Source organism: Streptomyces sp. NPDC046727 (assembly GCF_040645635.1).
Lineage (GTDB): Bacteria > Actinomycetota > Actinomycetes > Streptomycetales > Streptomycetaceae > Streptomyces.
Map to the genome: position 1 here is coordinate 31,323 of NZ_JBEYYR010000020.1, position 20,364 is coordinate 51,686.

Annotated in this window: 1 protein-coding gene; it reads right to left on the reverse strand. The window is 76.3% G+C overall.

Annotated features, from left to right (window positions below; genetic code table 11):
• Nucleotides 1-117: 117 nt before the first annotated feature.
• The gene (locus ABZ937_RS24115) at nt 118-20,361 is read right to left on the reverse strand and encodes a non-ribosomal peptide synthase/polyketide synthase (protein ID WP_361695091.1); all 20,244 of its coding nucleotides are present in this window, start codon (nt 20,359-20,361) and stop codon (nt 118-120) included.
• Nucleotides 20,362-20,364: the final 3 nt, after the last annotated feature.

The window sequence follows — 20,364 nt, forward strand, 5'->3', positions numbered from 1 at the left end:
CCTCCGTCGTCTCGTTCGGGTGGGCGGTGCGGTGGCGGTGAGCGGTCGGGGCGCGGGGCCGGCGGGGGCCGTGCCGGGCGGCCGGGCGGGGCGGCGCCGCGCGGGGGCGGGGTGCGGTCATCGGCCTCCCCGGGCATGCCGGGCGAGGTGGCGCAGGGCCTCGGCGAACTCCTCGGCCACCCGGCGGACGGTCGCCGTGTCGTGGACGCCGGGCCGGTGGTGCCAGGTGAAGGCGAGCCGGCCGTGCTGCACCGCGCCGACCACCTCCACCAGGTGCGAGCCGGGGTCCCGGGGGTCGTGGTCCTGCCCGAAGGAGCCGTGTTCGGCGCGGACCAGGCCGCCGTCCGTGGTCTCGGGGCGGGCGTCCCACTGGCCGAGGTAGTTGAACACCACCTGTCCGTGGGCGTGGGCGCCGAGGCGTTCGCGGACGTCGGGCGGGCCGTAGGTGCGCAGCGCGCCGAAGCCGATGCCGTTGCCGGGTACGGCGCGCAGCTGGCGGCGCACCTGTTTCACCAGGGAGCGCCAGTCGCGGTCCGGGCCGAGGTCGCCGGGGTCGGGCACCTGGACGGCGACCGGGTACACGGTGGTGAACCAGCCGACGGTGCGGGACAGGTCGACGCCGTCGAGCAGGTCCTCGCGGCCGTGGCCCTCCAGGTCCAGGCGGACCCGGTCGTGTCCGGTCCAGCGAGCCAGCGCCAGGGAGAGGGCGGCGAGCAGCACGTCGTTCACGCGGGTGCGGTAGGCGGTGGGCGCGGAGCGGAGCAGGGCCGTGGTGTCGTCCTCGCCGAGTTCCACGCTCACCGTGGCGGCCGGTCCCGCCGCGTCGGGGGCCGGGTCGGCTTCGGTGTGCACGGCCTGCTCCCAGTACGGGAGTTCGTGGTCGAGGCCGCCCTCGGCGACGTGCGCGGCGAGTCTGCGGGACCACTCGCGGAAGCTGGTGCCGCGCTCCCCCAGCGTGACCGGGTCGCCCTGGAGGGCCTGCCGGTAGGCGGTCTCCAGGTCGTCGCGGAGGATGCGCCAGGAGACGGCGTCCACCACCAGGTGGTGGGCGACGAGGAGGAGGAACGCCGGCCGGCCGGGGTCCGCGGTGAACAGGGCGGCCCGCAGCTGGGGTCCGTGGGCCAGGTCGAAGCCGGTGTGCAGTTCGTCGGCGGCCTTGGCCATGGCCGCGTCGGCCTCCTCGGCGGACAGCCCGGTCAGGTCGTGCCGTACGAGGATGTCGTGGCCGGTGGCGGGCGGCGGGTTGAACTGCCGCCAGCCGTCCGCGTCCCGGGTGAACTGCATGCGCAGGGCGTCGTGGTGGTCGAGCAGCGCGTCGAGCGCGACGCGCAGGGCCCGCGGGTCGGGGGTGCCGTCGAGTTCCAGCAGCGCGGACTGGTTGAAGTGGTGGTGGGCCGCGCGGGGGGTGGTCAGGAACCACTCCTGGATCGGGGTGAGCGGCACCTCGCCGGTGACCGGGCCGTCGCCGGTCCGGCGGGGCGCGGCGCGGACCACGGTGGCGAGTTCGGCCACGGTCTGGTGGGTGAACAGGTCGCGGGTGGCGACGTGCAGGCCGTCGCGGCGCAGCCGGGACACGACCTGCATGCTCAGGACGGAGTCGCCGCCGAGCGCGAAGAAGTTGTCGTCGGCGCCGACCTCCTCGATGCCCAGCACATCGGCCCAGATGCGGGCGATGCGGCGTTCGGTGTCGGTGCGCGGCGCGGTCCGCGGGCCGTCGGCGGCCGGTGCGGGCCCGGGTGCGGGCAGGGCCCGCCGGTCGGTCTTGCCGTTCGGGGTGAGCGGCAGCCGGTCGAGCGGCACGAAGAGCGCCGGCACCATGTGCGGGGGCAGCAGCCCGGCCAGGTGCAGCCGCAGCTCGCCGACGGGCAGCCCGGCTCCGGAGGGTTCGGCCGGGACGACGTAGGCGACGAGCCGGGCGGGCGCGCCGGGGGTCTCCTCCGCGCGTACGGCGACGACCGCGTCCCGGACCAGGGGGCTGCGGCGCAGCGCGCTCTCGATCTCGCCGGGCTCGATGCGGAAGCCGCGCAGTTTGACCTGGTCGTCGGCGCGTCCGGCGAACCGGAGCCGGCCGTCGGCGGTCCACCGGACCAGGTCCCCGGTGCGGTACATCCGCTCCCCCGGCGCGCCGAACGGGTCGGCGACGAACCGCTGGGCGGTCAGTCCCGGCCGGCCCCGGTAGCCGCGGGCGAGGCCGGGCCCCGCGATGTACAGCTCGCCGGTGACGCCGGGCGGTACGGGGCGCAGGGCGGCGTCGAGCACATGGACGCGGGTGCTGCCGGAGGGGCAGCCGATGGAGGGGGCGCCGGTGCCGGGGGTCAGCGGTCCGGTCCAGCTGGCGACCACGGTGGCCTCGGTGGGCCCGTAGGAGTTGATCATCCGGCGGCCGGGGGCCCAGGTGTCGACCAGGTCGGCCGGGCAGGCCTCGGCGCCCACGATGAGGGTGCGCAGGTGAGGCAGGGCGGCGGCGGTCTCCGGGGGGACGGTGGCCAGGGCAGCCGGGGGGATCAGGGTGTGGCTGATGCGCTGGTCGGCGAGCACCTCGGCCAGCCGCTCCCCGACCAGCGGCCCTTCCTCGCCGGTGATCAGCGCGGCCCCGCTGAGCAGGGAGACGCACAGCTCCAGCACGGAGGCGTCGAAGCTGGGCGAGGCGAACTGCAGCACCCGGTCGCCGGGACCCGCCGCGTACTGTTCGGCGGCTGCCGCGGCGAAGGAGGCGAGGCCCCGGTGGGTGACCATGACGCCCTTGGGGGTGCCGGTGGAGCCGGAGGTGTAGATGACGTAGGCGGGGTGGGCGGGGGTGAGCGGGGCGGTGCGGTCGGCGTCCGTGGGCGCCGTCCGGGGACCGTCGGCGGCCCACACCTCGGCCGGGTCGCCGAGGACGAGGTGGGCGCCCGCGTCCCGGATCATGAACTCCCGGCGGTGCGGCGGGTAGTCGGGGTCCACGGGCAGGAAGGCGCCGCCGGCCTTGGTGACGGCGAGCTGGGCCACGACGGTCGCCGCGGAGCGGGGCAGCGCGAGGGCCACCACGCGCTCCGGTCCGACGCCGTCCCGGACGAGCCGGTGGGCCAGCCGGTTGGCGGCCCGGTCGACCTCCGCGTAGGTCAGCTCCCGGTCGCCGTCCACCAGCGCCACCGCGTCGGGGGTACGGGCCGCCTGCTGTTCGAACAGGGCCGGCAGGGTGGCCTCGGGCACCGGGCGGAAGGTGCCCCGGCCCTGTTCCAGCAAGGTCTTCAGCTCGTCGTCGGAGGTCAGCGGCAGCGCGCCGAGCGCACGGTCCGGGTCCTCGGCGACGGCGTGCAGCAGGGCGGCGAGCTGTCCGGCCATCCGTTCGGCGGTGGCCGCGTCGAACAGGTCGGTGTTGTAGGTGAGCAGGCCGTGCAGCGCTCCGGAGCCGGTCTCGGCGAACTCCAGGGTGAGGTCGAACGCGGCCTGCTCCGACTCGGCTTCGACGTCGCTGATCTCCAGGCCGGGCAGGTCGAGACCGGCGGCGGGAGTGTTCTGCAGGACGACCATGACCTGGAAGAGCGGGGTGCGGCTGGTGTCGCGGACGGGCTGCACCTCGTCCACGACCCGCTCGAACGGCACGTCCTGGTGGGCGAAGGCGTCGAGGACCGTCTGCCGTACGTCGGTGAGGAACCCGGTGAACGGCCGCCCGGCCTCGGCCCGGGAGCGCAGCACCAGGGTGTTGACGAAGAACCCGACGAGGGCCTGGGTCTCGGGCCGGTCGCGGCCCGAGGTGACGGTGCCGACGGCGATGTCCTCGGCGCCGGAGACCCGGGCGAGGTAGGCCTGGGCAGCGGCGACGAGCGTGGTGAACAGGGTGGTCCCGTGGTCCCGGGCGAGCCGGCCGAGCCGCCGGGCGGTCCGGGCGGGCACCACCAGCCGGGTGGTCGCGCCGGCGCTGGTGCGCACCGGTGGCCGGGGCCGGTCGGTGGGCAGTTCCAGCGGTGCGATGCCGGCCAGGCGCTCCTTCCAGTGGGCGAGGTGCTCGTCCGCCCCGGTGTCCCCGGCGGTGCGCTGCCAGTGCGCGTAGTCGGCGTACTGGACCGGCAGCGGCGCCAACGGGGGCTCCTCCGAGCCGAGTTCGACGCGGTAGTGGTGGGCGAGGTCGCCGAGCAGGACGGCGGTGGACCAGCCGTCGGTGACGATGTGGTGCAGGGCGAGGGTGAGCACGTGGTCGTGCTCGGCGAGCCGGACCAGACCGGCGCGCAGCAGCGGTCCCTCACGGAGGTCGAAGGGCCGGGTGCGCTCCTCGGCGAGCAGCCGGCGCAGTTCCGGCTCCCGGTCGGACTCGGCACGCCGGGACAGGTCGCGCACGGGCAGCGGCACGTCCCGCGGCGGGTGGACGATCTGTACGCCGTGTCCGTCGACGCTGTCGAAGGTGGTGCGCAGCGACTCGTGCCGGGCGACCACGGCGCCGAGGGCCGCGCGGAGCGCGCCGGTGTCCAGGGTGCCGCGCAGCCGGAGGGCGAGCGCGGTGACGTACTCGGCGCCACCGGGCTCGAACTCCTGGAGGAACCAGAGGCGTTGCTGGGCGTGGGACATCGGCGCGACCGCGTCCCGGCCGGCCGGGACGATCGCGGGGCGGCCGGAGCCCTGCCGGGCGTCGAGCAGGCGGGCCAGCGCGGCCGGTGTGGGGTGCGTGAACACCGCGCGCGGGGTGAGGTCGGTGTCGAAGGACTCGGCGAGGCGGGAGGCGAGCCGGATGCTGAGGATCGAGTCGCCGCCGAGCTGGAAGAAGTCGTCCTCCGCGCCGGGCGGTTCGCTGCCGAGCACCTCGGCGAAGACGGCCGCCGTGCGGCGCTCGGCCTCGGTGCGGGGTTCGATCCGCGGGCGCCCCGGCGACGCCTCCGGCGCGGGCAGGGCCGCCCGGTCGACCTTGCCGTTGCGGCTGAGCGGGAGGGCGGCGAGCGGGACGAAGGCGGTGGGGACGAGGTAGTCGGGCAGGGTGCGGGCGGCGAAGGCCCGCAGCTCCTCGTCGTCCTCTCCGGCCGGTCCGACGACGTAGGCAACGAGCCGCTTGGCGCCCGGCCGGTCCTCGCGGGCCACGACGGCCACGTCGACGACGTCCGGGTGGGCGGCGAGCGCGGCCTCGGCCTCGCCGGGCTCCACCCGGAAGCCCCGGATCTTCACCTGGTCGTCGGCGCGGCCGAGGAACTCGACGGTGCCGTCGGGCCGCCGCCGGGCCAGGTCGCCCGTGCGGTACATGCGGGTGCCGGGCGGGCCGTAGGGGTCGGCGAGGAAGCGGGCGGCGGTGTCGCCGGGGCGGCCCAGGTAGCCGCGGGCGACGCCTTCCCCGGCCAGGTGCAGCTCGCCCGCGCAGCCCGGCGGTACGGGCCGCAGCCGGGCGTCGAGGATGTGCACCCGCATGTCGTCCAGCGGCCGGCCGATGGGGACGGTGTCCGGTACCGCGGTGGGGTCGGTGAGGGCGCAGGCGGTCGCGAAGGTGGTGGTCTCGGTAGGCCCGTAGCCGTCCACGACGGTCAGGCCGGGGCAGGCGGCCAGCACCCGGCGCACGGCCTGGGCGGGGACGACGTCACCGCCGGTCCACACCTGCCTGAGGCCCCGGAAGCAGTCGGGCGCGTCCTGTGCGAGCAGCCGGAACAGTCCGGCGGTCAGCCACAGTGCGGTCAGGCCGTCGGCGGCGAGCCGGCGCAGCAGGGCCGCGTCGACGTCGCCGCCCGGGGCCACGACCACGCAGCCACCGTTGAGGAGCGGCGCCCACACCTCGAAGGTGGCGGCGTCGAAGGCCACCGGCGAGTGCAGCAGCACCCGGTCGGCCACGCCGTCGGCGAAGCGGCTGTCGGTGGCCAGCGCCGCGATGTCCCGGTGCCGCACCGCGACCGCCTTGGGCAGGCCCGTGGAACCGGAGGTGAACATCACATAGGCCAGCCGATCGGGGTCGGCGACCGGCGCCGACTCCGTCGGAGCACCCGCGCCATGGCCCGCCCGGTCGAAGTCGACAGCCGATACCGGCTCTCCCGCCACGCCCGCGCCACGGGCCGGCCCATCACGGTCAGCCGCCGGCGCCTGCCCCTCCACGTCGGCCATGCCATACGCCGACCGATCGCAGTCGGCAGCCGGTACCTCCGCCGCCGCGCCCGCGCCATGGTCCGCCCGGTCGAAGTCGGCAGCCGATAGCTGCTCTCCCGCCACGCCCGCGCCACGGGCCGGCCCATCACGGTCAGCCGCTGGCGCCTGCCCCTCCACGTCGGCCATGCCATACGCCGACCGATCGCAGTCGGCAGCCGGTACCTCCGCCGCCGCGCCCGCGCCATGGCCCGCCCGGTCGAAGTCGGCAGCCGCGCCATGGGCGTGAGCGGCGGCCACCTCGGCGGCGGTCAGCCGCAGGGTCGCGCCCGCCTGGGCGAGCAGGGTGCGGCGGCGTTCCTCGGGGGCCCGGGTGTCGACGGGGACATAGGCGCCGCCGGCCATGAGCACGGCGAGCTGGGCGACGACGAGTTCGGCGGAGCGGTCCATCAGGAGGGCCACCCGGTCCTCCGCCACCAGCCCGTCGGCCGTCAGCCGCCCGGCCAGGGAGCGGGCCCAGTCGTGCAGTTGACGGTACGTCAGCCGGGTGTCGCCGTCGTGGACCGCGAGGGCGTCCGGGGTGCGGCGGGCCCGCTCGGTGAACAGGTCCACGGGGCTGCGCGGGACGGCCGGTCGGGCGGTGGTGTTCCAGGCGGCCAGCAGGTCGTGGTCGGCCGCGGTGAGCGGGTCCAGTCCGGCCAGGTCGGTGTCGAACCCGTCGGCGAGGGCGGCGAGCAGGGCGGTCAGCCGGTCCGCGGCGCGCTCGGCGGTGGCCGGGTCGAACAGGGCGGGGTCGTAGGCCAGGTCGAAGCCGAGCCGTTCGGCCAGGTGGGCGCGCAGGCACCACGGGAAGGTGGTGGCGTCGTCGGCGCGCACCTCCTCGACCCGGACGCCGGTGCGGGCCGTCGCCGACTCGTCCACGGGGTAGTTCTCGAACACCACCATGCTGTCGAACAGCGCCTCCCCGGACGGGACGTCGCTGACGGCCTGGATGCGGGGCAGGGCGAGGAAGTCGAAGCGGCGGGCGTCGCTCTGCCGTTCCTGGAGCCCGCGCAGCCAGGGCAGCACCGGCCCGGCGGGGACCCGGACGCGGGTCGGCACGGTGTTGATGAACATGCCGATCATGCCTTCGACGCCGGGCAGTTCGGCCGGGCGTCCGGAGACGGTGGTGCCGAACACCACGTCGTCCCGGCCGCTGGAGCGGGCCAGCAGCAGCGCCCAGGCGCCCTCCACCACGGTGTTGACGGTGATTCCGGCGCGGGCGGCGGTCTCCCGCAGCCGCCGCGAGGTCTCCGGGTCCAGCTCGTGGTGGACGGCGGCGGCGGACCGGGCGCGGTGGGCCTCGGCGGGCGTGCGGTCGTACGGCAGCGGGGTGCGGGCGGTGAATCCGGCCAGGGCGTCGGCCCAGTGCCGTTCGGCCGCCGTCTCGTCCTGTGCGCGCAGCCAGTGCAGGAAGTCCGCGAAGGGCCGCCGTGCGGGGGGTGCCTGGTCCGGGCCGCCGGTGAGCGCGGCGTAGCGCTCGCACACCTCGGTGAGCAGCTGCCCGGTGCTCCAGCCGTCGAGGACGATGTGGTGGGTGGACCACACCAGCAGCACCTCGTCGCCGGGCAGGGCGGCCAGGGCGAGCCGGGTGAGCGGCGCGGTGGTGAGGTCCATGCCGGCCGCGCGGTCCTCGGCGAGCAGCCGCTCGGTGGCCTCCGCCCGCCGCTCGGGGGTCAGGGCCCGCCAGTCGAGGTGCGTGACGGGCAGCTCGGCGTGCCGGTGGACCAGTTGGACCGGGTGGGGCAGGCCGTGCCAGTGGACGCTGGTGCGCAGCGCCGGGGTGCGGTCGGCGACCTGCTGCCAGGCGGCGGCGAAGGCGCGCGGGTCGGCCACGCCGGACAGCCGTACCGCCGTGCGGTCGAAGTAGGCGTGCTCGGTGTCGACGAGGCCGTGGAAGAGCATGCCGGACTGGAGCGGGGTGAGCGGCAGGACGTCCTCGATGTGCCGGCCGGTGCCGACGAGCCGGTCCAGCTGGTCCTGGCCGAGGCCGGCCAGGGGGAAGTCGGAGGGGGTACGGCCGCCCGCCGCGGGGCGGGCGCAGTGGGCCACGATCTCCCGCAGGGCCGCGAGGGTCTCCTCGGCGAGTCGGCGGACGGTGGCCGGGTCGTAGACCTGCGCGGGGTAGGTCCAGCCGAGTTCGAGGCGGCCCTGCTGGACGACGCCGGTGATGTCCAGGAGGTAGGGGCGGGGTTCGTCCGGGTCGGTGTCCCGGCCGGCCGGGGGCAGGGAGCCGCGGAAGGGGCCGTCGGCGGCGCCGGAGTCCCACTGGCCGTGGTAGTTGAAGCCGATCTGCGGAGCCGGCGCTCCGGCGAGCGGGCTGCCGGGCACGAGGTGCCGCAGGGCGCCGTGGCTCAGCCCGTGCAGCGGCACCGCCCGCAGCTGCTCCTTGACGGAGCGGAGGGTGTCGTGCCAGCCGGCGTCCGGGTCGGTGCGCAGCGCGAGCGGGAACTCGGCGGTGAACCAGCCGACGGTCCGCGACAGGTCCACGTCCTCGAACAGGTCCTCCCTGCCGTGCCCCTCCACGCCCAGCAGGACCGTGTCGCGCCCGCACCAGCGGGCCAGGGTCCGGCCGAGGGCGCTGAGCAGGACGTCGTTGACCTGGGTGCGGTAGGCCTCGGGGACCTTGCGCAGCAGGGCGTCGGTCGTCTCCGCGTCCAGCGTGACCGTGAGGGTGGCGGCGGTGCCGTGGGTGTTCGGGCCGGGCCGCCCGGCGGGCAGGTCGGCCGGGGCCGCGCCGGTGCGGGTCCAGTACGGGAGGTCGGCGTCCAGGGCCCCGGAGCGGGTGTGCTGTTCGAGGCGGGCGGCCCAGTGGCCGTAGGAGGTGCCCGTGGCGGGCAGCCTCGCGGGCCGGCCGGCCGCGGCGGCGCGGTGGGCGGTCTCCAGGTCGGCGAGCAGGATGCGCCAGGAGACGCCGTCGATCACCAGGTGGTGTGCGGTGACGACGAGTTGTCCGGGCCGGTGCGGGCCGCGGTCGAAGAGCAGGACGCGTACGACCCGGCCCTCGGCGGGATCCAGGGCGGCCTGGGCCTCGTCCGTGCGTCGCTGGACCTCGGTCTCCAGGGCCGTGTCGTCCAGGCCGGCCACCTCGTGGCGGGTGAGGACGCCGTCCGGTGCCTCGGGCAGGACCTCCTGGCGCCAGCCGTCGGCGGTGCGGCGAAAGCGGGTGCGCAGGGCGGCGTGGTGGCGTACGAGGGCGTCGGTGGCGTCCTGGAGTGCCCGGCGGTCCGTGTCCGGGGCGAGTTCCAGGCGCTGGGTCATGGTGAAGCGGAGCGGCTGTCCGGGGTCGCGGCCGTCCAGGTACCAGTGCTGGATCGGGGTGAGCGGCGCCTCGGCCGGCTCTTCGGCGGCGGCCGGGCGCGGTGCGGACTCCTTCGCGCGGAGGGCGAGTTCGGCGACCGTCTGGTGGCGGAAGACGTCCTTGGTGGTGAGGGCGATTCCGGTCTGCCGGGCGCGGGAGACGATCTGGATGCTCAGGATGGAGTCGCCGCCGAGCGTGAAGAAGTTGTCGCGCGTGCCGACCCGTTCGACGCCGAGCACGTCGGCCCAGATCGCGGCGAGGCGTTCCTCCGTGCCGGGCCGGGGGGCGACGTACGGGGTGGCGCTGTCGGGCTGCGCGGGCGGGGCGGGCAGGGCGCGCCGGTCGGTCTTGCCGCTGGTGGTGCGGGGGATGCGGGCCAGCGGGACGAACGTGGCGGGCACCATGTGGTCGGGCAGGGTACGGCGCAGTGCCAGGCGCAGGGCGTCGGCGGACGGCGCGCGGCCGGCGGCGGGCACCACGTAGCCGACGAGCATGCGCCGGCCGGCGTGTTCGCGTGCGGTGACCGCGGCGTCGGCGACGTCCGGGTGGCCCAGGAGGGCGGCCTCCACCTCGCCGGGCTCGATGCGGAACCCGCGGATCTTGACCTGCTCGTCCACCCGGCCCAGGAACTCCAGCCGCCCGTCACGGTCCCAGCGGGCGCGGTCCCCGGTGCGGTACATCCGCTCCCCCGGCGCCCCGAACGGGTCGGCGAGGAAGCGGGCGGCGGTGAGTCCGGGCCGGTTGAGGTAGCCGCGGGCCACCTGCGCCCCGGCCAGGTACAGCTCGCCGGGCGTCCCGGGCGGCACCGGGCGCAGGGCGTCGTCCAGGACGTAGGCGCGCAGGTTGCCGCCGGGGCGGCCGATGACCGGGCGGTCGGGCCGGTCGGCGCACCGGCCGTAGACGGCGTCGACGGTGCACTCGGTGGGCCCGTACATGTTGTAGACGGCCACGCCCAGCTCGCGTTCGGCGCGCACGAGGTCGATCCAGTCGGCCGGGGTGACGGCCTCGCCGCCGACGAGCAGCAGGCGCGGCCGGTGGCGGCCCGCCGCGAGCAGCCCGGCCGAGGTCAGTTCGCGCAGGTAGGACGGGGTGACGTTCACCAGGTCCAGGCGGTGTTCGGCGATCTGGGCGCAGAACGCCCGCGGGTCCAGGCGTACGTCCTCGTCGATCAGGTGGACCTCGTGGCCGAGGGCGAGGAGCAGCGGTCCTTCCCAGGAGGTGTCGAAGGAGAAGGAGGCGCTGAGCGCGGCCCGCAGCCGCCGCCCGCCGGGGGTGTGCGGGGCGAGCAGGCCCGCGCGGTGGTCGTGGCAGAGGTTGACCAGCTGCCGGTGTTCGACGGCGACGCCCTTGGGGCGGCCGGTGGAGCCGGAGGTGTAGACGATGTAGGCGGTGTGCCGGGGCAGCAGGGGCCGGATCCGGTCGGCGTCGGTCGGATCGTGGCCGGGCAGCCGGTCCCAGGGCACCGTGCCGAGGTCGGTGAGCAGGGTGTGCGGCCGGGCGTCGGCAAGAAGGAGGTCGGTGCGCTCCCGAGGGAGTTCGGGGTCCAGGCAGAGCAGGGTGGCGCCCGCCTTGAGGACGGCGAACAGCGCCACCACCAGCTCGGAGGTGCGCGGGAGCCGTACGGCGACGACGTCCTCGGGGCCGGCGCCCTGGGCGATGAGGTGGTGGGCGAGCCGGTTGGCCCGCTGGTTGAGCGCGGCGAAGTCCAGGGTGGTGTCGCGCGCCACCAGCGCGGTGCGGTGCGGTGCGCGGGCGGCCCGGGACTCGAACAGGGCGGGGAAGGTGGTGTCCGGCTCGGGCAGCCGGGCGCCCGTCCCGTGGCGGAGTACCTGCCGTCGCTCGGCGTCGGTCATCAGCGGCAGGCGGCCCACGGCCTGCTCCGGGTCCCCGGCGGCGGCCCCCAGCAGGATGCGCAGCCGGGCGGCGAGGCGTTCGGCGGTGTCGGCGTCGAACAGGCCGGTGTCGTACTCCAGGTATCCGGTCAGGCCGTCGTCGCCCGCCACGAAGTCGAAGGCGAGGTCGAAGGTGGCGGTGCGGACCGGCGGGGTCACCGGCTCCACCGCCAGGCCGGGCAGCCGGGGCGGCTCGGTGTCCAGGTTGTGCAGGGCGACCATGACCTGGAACAGCGGGGTGCGGCTGGTGTCCCGCTCGGGCTGGAGGGCGTCCACCACGCGTTCGAAGGGCACCTCCTGGTGGGCGAACGCGTCCAGGACGGTGGCGCGTACCTCGGCCAGCAGCTCCCGGAAGGGCAGTTCGGGGCGGATGCGGGCGCGCAGCACCAGTGTGTTGACGAACATGCCGACGACGTCGTGCAGTTCGGGCCTTTCGCGGCCGGCGGTGACGGTGCCCACGGTGACGTCCTCCTGGCCGGTCCAGCGCGCGAGCAGGATCTGGCAGGCGGTCACCAGGGTCATGTAGAGGGTGGCGTCGGCCTCCCGCCCCCGCTCGCGCAGCCGCTCGGTCAGGGCGGCGGGCAGGGTGAAGGTGACCAGGGCCCCGTCGCCGGTGCGTACGGCGGGACGCGGCCGGTCGGTGGGCAGTTCAAGGGGGGTCACGCCGTCCAGGGCCCGCCGCCAGTGGGCGAGTTCGGTCTCGGCGCGTTCGGCCCGGGTGCGCTGCCAGGCGGCGTAGTCGGTGTAGCGGACGGGCAGTGCGGGCAATGCGGGGCGGCGGTGCTCAAGGGCCGCCGCGTACAGCTCGCCCAGGTCCCGGGCGAGTACGCCGACGGACCAGCCGTCGGTGACGATGTGGTGCACGGCCAGGACGAGGACGTGCTCCTCGGCGGAGAGCCGGGCCAGCCGGGCGCGCAGCAGGGGCCCGGCGGCCAGGTCGAAGGGGGTGGCGGCCTCCCGGTCCAGGAGGCCGTCCAGGGCGCCGGTGTCCGCGAGTTCCTCCACCGGGAGGTCCACGGGCCGCGGCGGGTGGACGATCTGCCGCGCCTGGCCGTCGTGTTCGGCGAACGTGGTGCGCAGGGCCTCGTGCCGGGCGACCAGTCCGTCCAGGGCGGCGCCCAGCGCGGGGGTGTCGAGCGGGCCGCGCAGCCGCAGCACGGACAGGGTCGTGTACGCGGTGCCGCCCGGCTCGAACCGGTCCAGGAACCACAGGCGTTGCTGGGCGTACGAGAGGGGCGCCGGGGCGTCCGGGGCGGCGGCCGGGATGCTGTCGGCGCCGCTCCCGGGCCTCGGCTCGCCCAGCGCGGTCGCGAGGTCGGCCAGCGTGGAGTGGGTGAACAGCAGCCGGGGCGTCACGTCCGTGCCGAAGGCGGCGCGCAGCCGGGAGGTGACACGGACGGCGAGGATGGAGTCGCCGCCGAGGGCGAAGAAGTCGTCGTCGGCGCCGACCTCGTCGGTGTCCAGGACGTCCGTCCACGCGGCGGCGACCAGCCGTTCGGCGGGGGTGCGCGGCGGGGTCCGGGAGCTGTCGGCGGCGAAGCCGTCGGGGCCGGGCGCGGGCAGGGCGCGCCGGTCGAGCTTGCCGTTGACGGTGAGCGGCAGCGCCGGCATCGGCACATAGGCGGCCGGCACCATGTGCGCGGGCAGCAGCCCCGCCAGATGGGCGCGGAGTTCGGCGGCGGACGGGGGCGGGGTGCCGCGGTCGCCGGTGCCGGTGCCGACGACGTGGGCGACCAGGCGGCGCGTCCCCGCAGTGTCCTCGTACACGCCGACGGCGGCCGCGCCCACGCCCGGGTGGCTGTGCAGGGCGGCCTCGATCTCGCCGGGCTCGATGCGGTAGCCGCGGATCTTGACCTGCTGGTCGGCGCGGCCCAGGTACTCGAGGGTGCCGTCGGCCCGTCGGCGGGCCCGGTCCCCGGTGCGGTACATGCGGGTGCCGGGCCGCCCGAACGGGTCGGCGGGGAACCGGGTCGCGGTGAGGCCGGGCCGGTTCAGATAGCCGCGGGCCAGGCCCTTGCCGGCGACGAACAGCTCGCCGACGGCGCCGGGCGGCACCGGCTGCAGGGTGTCGTCGAGGACGTAGAGCCGCAGGTCGGGGATGCCGGTGCCGATGGGGCTCGCGGTGCCGGGGCGGGCCGTCGAGCGGTCGAGAGCGGCGTAGGTGACGTGCACGGTGGTCTCGGTGATGCCGTACATGTTCACCAGGCGGGGCGCGGTGTCCGGGTGGCGGGCGTACCAGTCGGCGAGCCGGGTCACGTCCAGCGCCTCCCCGCCGAAGATCACCGTGCGCAGCGCCAGCCGGGCGCTGACGTCGGGCAGTTCGGCGTCCGCGCGGCTCAGCGGGTAGAAGGCGGACGGGGTCTGGTTGAGGACGGTGACCCGCTCGTCGGCGAGGAGGCGCAGGAAGTCCTCCGGGGAGCGGGCGGTGTCCTCGGGGACGACGACGAGCCGGCCGCCGTGCAGCAGCGGGCCCCACAGCTCCCACACCGAGAAGTCGAAGGCGTAGGAGTGGAACAGGGTCCACACGTCGTCGGGGCCGAAGCCGAACCAGTGCCGGGTGCGGGTGAACAGCCGGACCACGCTCGCGTGCGGCACGACCACGCCCTTGGGGCGGCCGGTGGAGCCGGAGGTGAAGATGGCGTAGGCGGGGCTCTCGGGCAGCGCCCGGCGGGCCGGTCCGGCGGCCGGACGCCGGGCCAGGTCGGCCCGGACACCGGGGTCGTCCAGCAGCAGGAGCGGCACGGTCGTGTCGGGCGCGGCCGGCGCGGTGGTCACCAGCGCCACCGGCGCGGCGTCGGCGAGCAGCTGCCGGACGCGTTCCGCGGGCAGGGCGGGGTCGATGGGCAGGTAGGCGGCGCCGGCCTTGAGGACGGCGAGTACGGCGACGACGAGGTCGGTGGAGCGGGGCAGCGCGAGCGCCACGAACGTCTCGGGTCCGGCGCCGAGTCCGGCGAGCAGGTGCGCGAGCTGCCCCGAGCGCGCGTCCAGGGTGGCGTAGTCGAGCCGGTCGTCGCCGCAGGTGACGGCCTCGGCGTCGGGGGTGCGGGCGGCCTGGGCCGCGAAGAGGGCGTCCAGGGTGTCGGCGGGCCGGCCCTCCTCGGTGCCGTTCCAGTCGACCAGCATCCGCCGCCGCTCCTCGGCGGTGGGCCGGGCGAGGGCGCGCACGGGCCGGTCCGGGTCGTCGGCCAGCTCGGTGAGCAGCAGGCACAGCCGGTCGGCGAGGCCGCGTACGGTCGGGGCGTCGAACAGCTCCGGGTCATAGGCGAGGTCGAAGCCGAACCGCTCGCCCTGGTAGGCGCGCAGCACGAGGGCGTAGTTGGTGGCGTCGCGGGCGGAGACGTCCGCGAGGCGTATCCCGGATCCGGCCGAACGGGCCTGGTCGAAGGGGTAGTTCTCGAAGGCCACCATGCTGTCGAACAGCGGACTGCCGGCCGGCACGTCGCTCAGTGAGGTCAGCTCGGCGAGGGACACCGCGGCGAACCGGCGCGCCTCGGCCTGCGCCTCCTGCAGCTCTCTGAGCCAGTCGGCGGCGCTGCGGCGGCCGTCCACGCGGACCCGGGTGGGCAGGGTGTTGATGAACATGCCCACCATCGACTCGACACCGGGCAGGTCGTCGGGGCGCCCGGAGACGGTGGTCCCGAACAGCACGTCCCGCTCGCCGCTGGAGCGGGACAGCAGCAGCGCCCAGGCGCCCTGCACCACGGTGCCCAGGGTGAGCCCGGCCGCCCGGGCGGTACGGGCCAGCCGCGCGGAGACCTCGTCGGACAGCCCGGCCGTGTGCACGCCCGCGGAACGGGTCTCGTGCCCCGGGCGGCGGACGCGGTCGACGGGCAGCGGGGTGGGCGTGGCGAACCCGGCGAGGGCGGCCCGCCAGTGCGCGCGGGCGGCGCCGTCGTCCTGCCCGGCCAGCCAGCGCACGTAGTCGCCGAACGGCCGGCGCGCCGGGGGCCGGGGCGTCGCGCCGGTGGTGAGTGCCGTGTACTCCTCGAACACCTCGGTGAGCACCTGGGCCAGGCTCCAGCCGTCCAGGATCAGGTGGTGGGAGGTCCACAGCAGGTGCAGCCGTGCGTCGGGCAGCCGGACGAGGGTGAGCCGGGTCAGGGGTGCCGTGCCGAGGTCGAGGCCGCGCGCGAGATCGTCGGCGCGCAGCCGGTCCAGCCGCTCGGCCCGCTCCCCCGCGTCCAGCTGCCGCCAGTCCAACTGCTCGACGGGCAACGGGACTTGGCGGTGCACGACCTGGAGCGGGACGGGTACGCCCTCCCACACGACCGAGGTGCGCAGGGCGGGGGTGCGGTCGGTCACGCGTTGCCAGGCCAGGGCGAGGGCGTCGGGGTCGGTGACGCCTTCCAGCAGCAGCGCGGCCTGGTCGACGTACACGTCGTCCGGTCCGCCGACCAGCCGGTGGAAGAGCATGCCCTCCTGGAGCGGGGTGAGCGGCAGCAGGTCCGCCACGTCCCGGCCGTCGCCGGCGAGGCGGTCGACACCGGCCTGGTCCAGGCCGGCCAACGGGAAGTCGGAGGGGGTACGGCCGCCCGCGCCGGGCCGCGCGCAGTGCTCGGCGATGGCCCCGAGCGCTCGCACCATGCCCTCGGCCAGCGCCCGGACGGTGCCGGCCCGGTGCACCTGGTCGCTGTAGTGCCAGGTGATCTCCAGTTCGCCATCGGTCACCAGGGCGGACACGTCCAGGAGGTGGTCGAGCGGCGCGCCGGGGTCCATGTCCCGGCCGGGTACGTCGGCGACGGGCGCGAAGTCCCGCCCCTCGGGCGCCTCCCACTGGCCGTGGTAGGTGAAGCACACCTGGGGCAGCGGAAGTTCGCCGAGGCCCTTCGCGGCGGCCTGGGGCGAGCCGAGGTGGCCCAGGGCCTGGTAGCTCAGGCCGCGTCGGGGCACCGCCCGCAGGCGTTCCTTTACGGCCTTCAGCGTGGCGCCCCAGTCGTCCGGGGCGGCCGGGGTCAGCGTGACCGGGTACTGGGTGGTGAACCAGCCGACCGTGCGGGACAGGTCGGCGCCCTCGGCCAGCTCCTCCTCGCGGCCGTGGCCCTCCAGGGCGACCGTCACCCGGTCCGCGCCCGTCCAGTCGGCCAGCACCCGGCCCAGCGCGCTCAGCAGCACGTCGTTGACCTGGGTGCGGTACACGCCGGGCACCCGCCGCAGCAGCGCCTCGGTGGTGGCGCGGTCCACCCGGGTGCGGACGGTGCGCACGGACCCGGCGAGCGGGGTGCCGGGGAGGTCGACGGGGAGCTGGGTGCGCGGCAGCGCGGCCTCGGCCGTCCAGTGGGGCAGGTCGTCGTCCAGGTCGCCGGCCCGGACCCGTTCGGCCAGGCCGCGCGCCCAGTCGGCGAACCGGGTGTGCTCGGGCTCCCCTTGGGGTTCCTCGCCCGCCGCGGCCTGCCGGTAGGCCTGCTCCAGGCCGGCGAGCAGCACCCGCCAGGAGACGCTGTCGACGGCCAGGTGGTGGGCGGTCAGGAACAGTCGGGGGCGCTCGCGGCCGGTGAGCAGGGCCGCGCGGAGCAGGGCTCCGGTGGCCGGATCGAGGGCCGCGCGGGCGGCCTCGGCGGCCTCGGCGGGTGAGGTCTCGGGGCCGTGACGGGTCAGCAGTCCGGTGCCCGGTCCGGTGCCGGGGTGCTGCCGCCAGGTGTCCCCGGTGCGGGTGAAGCGGGTGCGCAGGGCGGGGTGCCGGGCCACCAGGACGTCCAGCGCCCGTTCCAGTGCCCGCTCGTCGAGGTCGTACGGCAGGTCGAGCAGCATCGACATGCTGAAGTGCCGCAGCGGGCCGTGCGTGGCGAAGAACCACTCCTGGACCGGGGTGAGCGGGGCGGGCCCGTCCTCGTGCGGGCGCCGGGGCGCGGGCACAGTGGCGGTGCGGCGGGACGCGGCGGCGGCCAGGTCGGCGACGGTCTGGTGCCGGAAGACGTCCTGGGAGGCGATCCGCAGACCGGCGGCGCGGGCCCGGGAGACGGCCTGGATGCTCAGGATCGAGTCGCCGCCCAGCTCGAAGAAGTTGTCCGTGACACCGACCCGGGCCACACCGAGCACCTCGGCCCAGATGCCGGCCAGGGTCTCCTCGCCGGGCGTGCGCGGGGCCACGAACTCCCGTTCTCTCCCGCCGCCTTCGAGGTCGGGGGCGGGCAGGGCACGGCGGTCCAGCTTGCCGCTGGTGGTCAGCGGCAGCGCGTCGAGCGGGGTGAAGGAGGACGGCACCAGCGCGTCGGGCAGGACGCGGCGCAGGGCCGCGCGCAGGTCGGCCGGGGCGGGCCGGGGTGCGCCGGGCGCGGGGACCACGTACGCGGCGAGGCGGGCGTGGCCGTGCGCGTCGGGTACGGCGACGACCGCGGCGGCGGCGATCCGCGGCAGCGAGAGCAGGGCGGCCTCGATCTCGCCGGGCTCGATGCGGTGGCCGCGCACCTTGACCTGGTCGTCGGCGCGTCCGAGGAAGTCGAGGCGGCCGTCGGCGGTCCACCGGGCCAGGTCGCCGGTGCGGTACATCCGCTCGCCCGGTGCCCCGAACGGGTCCGGGAGGAAGCGGGCCGCGGTCGGGCCCGGCCGGCCGGCGTAGCCCCGGGCCAGCTGCGCGCCCGCGAGATACAGCTCGCCGCCGACTCCGGGCGGCACCGGCTGGAGCCGGTCGTCCAGGACGTAGGCCCGTACGGCGGGCAGGGGGCGGCCCACCAGCGGGCGGTCGCCGCCGTCGATACGGCAGGACAGCGCGTCGACCGTGCACTCGGTGGGGCCGTAGAAGTTGTGGGCGGCCACGTCCGGGTGGGCGGCCAGCTCGCGCCAGAGCGCGGGGCCGACCGGCTCGCCGCCGAGCATGAGGACCCGGGGGCGGTGCCGGGGGTCGGTGAGCAGTCCGGCGGGCAGCAGCTGCCGCAGGTAGGAGGGGGTGACGTCGAGGAAGTCGACCCGGTGCTCGACGACGTACTCGACCAGGGCGGCCGGGTCCATCCGGGTCACCTCGTCGACCAGGTGCAGCGGGTGGCCGTCGGCCATCAGCAGCACGCCTTCGAGGGAGGTGTCGAAGGAGAAGGACGCGGTGAGCGCGACCCGCAGCGGGCCGCCGCCCGCCTCGGCGACGAAGCCGGCCCGGTGGGCGGCGAGCAGGTGCGCCGCCGAGCGGTGGGAGACGGCCACGCCCTTGGGGAGGCCGGTGGAGCCGGAGGTGTGGATGACGTAGGCGATGTGCTCCGGGTGCCGGGGGGCGCGCCGGTCGGCGTCGGTGGGGTCGGTGTCCGGGGCGGTCGCGGGTACGGCGCGCAGGGCGTCCTCGTCCAGGACCAGGGCGGGGCGGGCGTCCTCCAGCAGGAAGCGGACCCGTTCCTCGGGCAGGGCCGGGTCCAGCGGCAGATAGCCGGCGCCGGACTTCCAGACGGCGAGGATCGCGACGATCATGTCGGCGGTGCGCGGCAGCGCGAGCGCGACCAGCCGTTCGGGACCGGCGCCGCGGGCTATGAGGTGGTGGGCGAGCCGGTTGGCGCGGGCGTTGAGCGTGGCGTAGTCCAGCCGTTCGCCGCCCGCGACGAGGGCGAGGGCCTCGGGGGTCAGGGCCGCGCGGCGCTCGAAGATCTCGGGGTGGGTGGTGTCGGCCACGGGGTGGTGCCCGGTGGTGTTCCAGTCGTGGACGACGCGCCGTGCCTCCTCCCGCGACAGCAGGGGCAGGGCGCCCAGCGGGCGGTCCGGGGCGTCGGCGGCGCCCTCCAGCAGGCGCAGCAGCTGCCCGGCCAGCCGCTCGGCCGTGGCCGCGTCGAACAGGTCGGTGCGGTACTCCAGCAGACCGGTCAGCGCCGTGCCGTCCGGGACGAACTCGACGCTCAGGTCGAAGGTGGCCGCCTGCCGGGGCACGGAGACCGGGGTGGTGGCGAGCCCGCGCGGGGCGGTCGCGGCGGGCGGGTCGGGGTGCAGCAGGACCAGCACGTCGAACAGCGGGTTGCGGCCCGCCTCGCGGGGTGCGCCGACCGCCTCCACGATGCGCTCGAACGGTGTGTCGCCGTGCGCGAAGGCGTCGTTGACCGTGTCGGCCGCCGTCGCCAGCAGCTCGCGGAAGGATCCGGACGTGTCCACCCGGGTCCGCAGCACGACGGTGCTCACGAAGAAGCCGACGGTCCGTTCGAGGTCGGTGCGGGACCGGCCGGGGGTGAGGGAGCCGACGGTGATGTCGTCCTGGCCGGACCAGCGGGCCAGCAGCGCCTGGGTGGCGGCGACCAGGGCGGTGTGCAGCGTGCTGTGGTGCTCCCGGGCGAGGTCGCGCAGCCGCTGGGTGAGCCGGGCGGGGACGGTGAAGGTGTGCACGGCGCCCTCGCCCGCCTCCTCGCCGCGCCGCGGCCGGTCCAGGGGCAGCTCGGGCGCCACCGCTCCGGCCAGCCGCTCCTTCCAGTGGGCGAGCTGCCGTTCGAGGCGGGGCCCGGAGAGCTGTGCGCGCTGCCACACCGCGAAGTCCGGGTACTGCGTGGCCACCGGGGGCAGTTCGGGTGCGGCACCCTGGGCGAGGGCGTCGTAGGCGGTGCACAGCTCGTCCAGCACCACGCCCATCGACCAGCCGTCCGTGACGATGTGATGCGCCGTCAGCAGCAGGACGTGCGACGTGGCCGACTCGCGCAGCAGCAGGGCGCGCAGCAGGGGGCCGTGCCGCAGGTCGAAGGGGCGGGCGTACTCGGCCAGCAGGTCCGCGTCCAGGTCACCGGCGTCCCGGACCGGCAGCGGCACCGGGCCCGCCGGGTGCACCCGCTGCACAGGCCGGCCGTCGGTCTCCTCGAAGGTGGTGCGCAGGGCCTCGTGCCGGGCCACGACGGCGGCCAGGGCCGCGTGCAGGGCCTCCCGGTCCGGCGTGCCGGTGAGGCGGACCGCGACCGCGCTGTTGTAGCGGGCGTCACCGGGCCGCAGCCGGTCCAGGAACCACAGGCGCTGCTGCGCGAAGGACAGCGGCAGCGGGCGGTCCCGGTCGGCGCGCGGGATGCCCGGCCGGGCGGCCGGGTCCGCGCCGCCGGCCCGTCCGGCCAGTCGCCGCCGCAGCGCCTCCCGCAGTTCCTCGGGCAGCGCCTCGGCGCGGTCCCGCCTGGAGGGCCGCGCGGGGCCGGAGGGGTTCGAAGGGGTCGAAGACGTCATGGT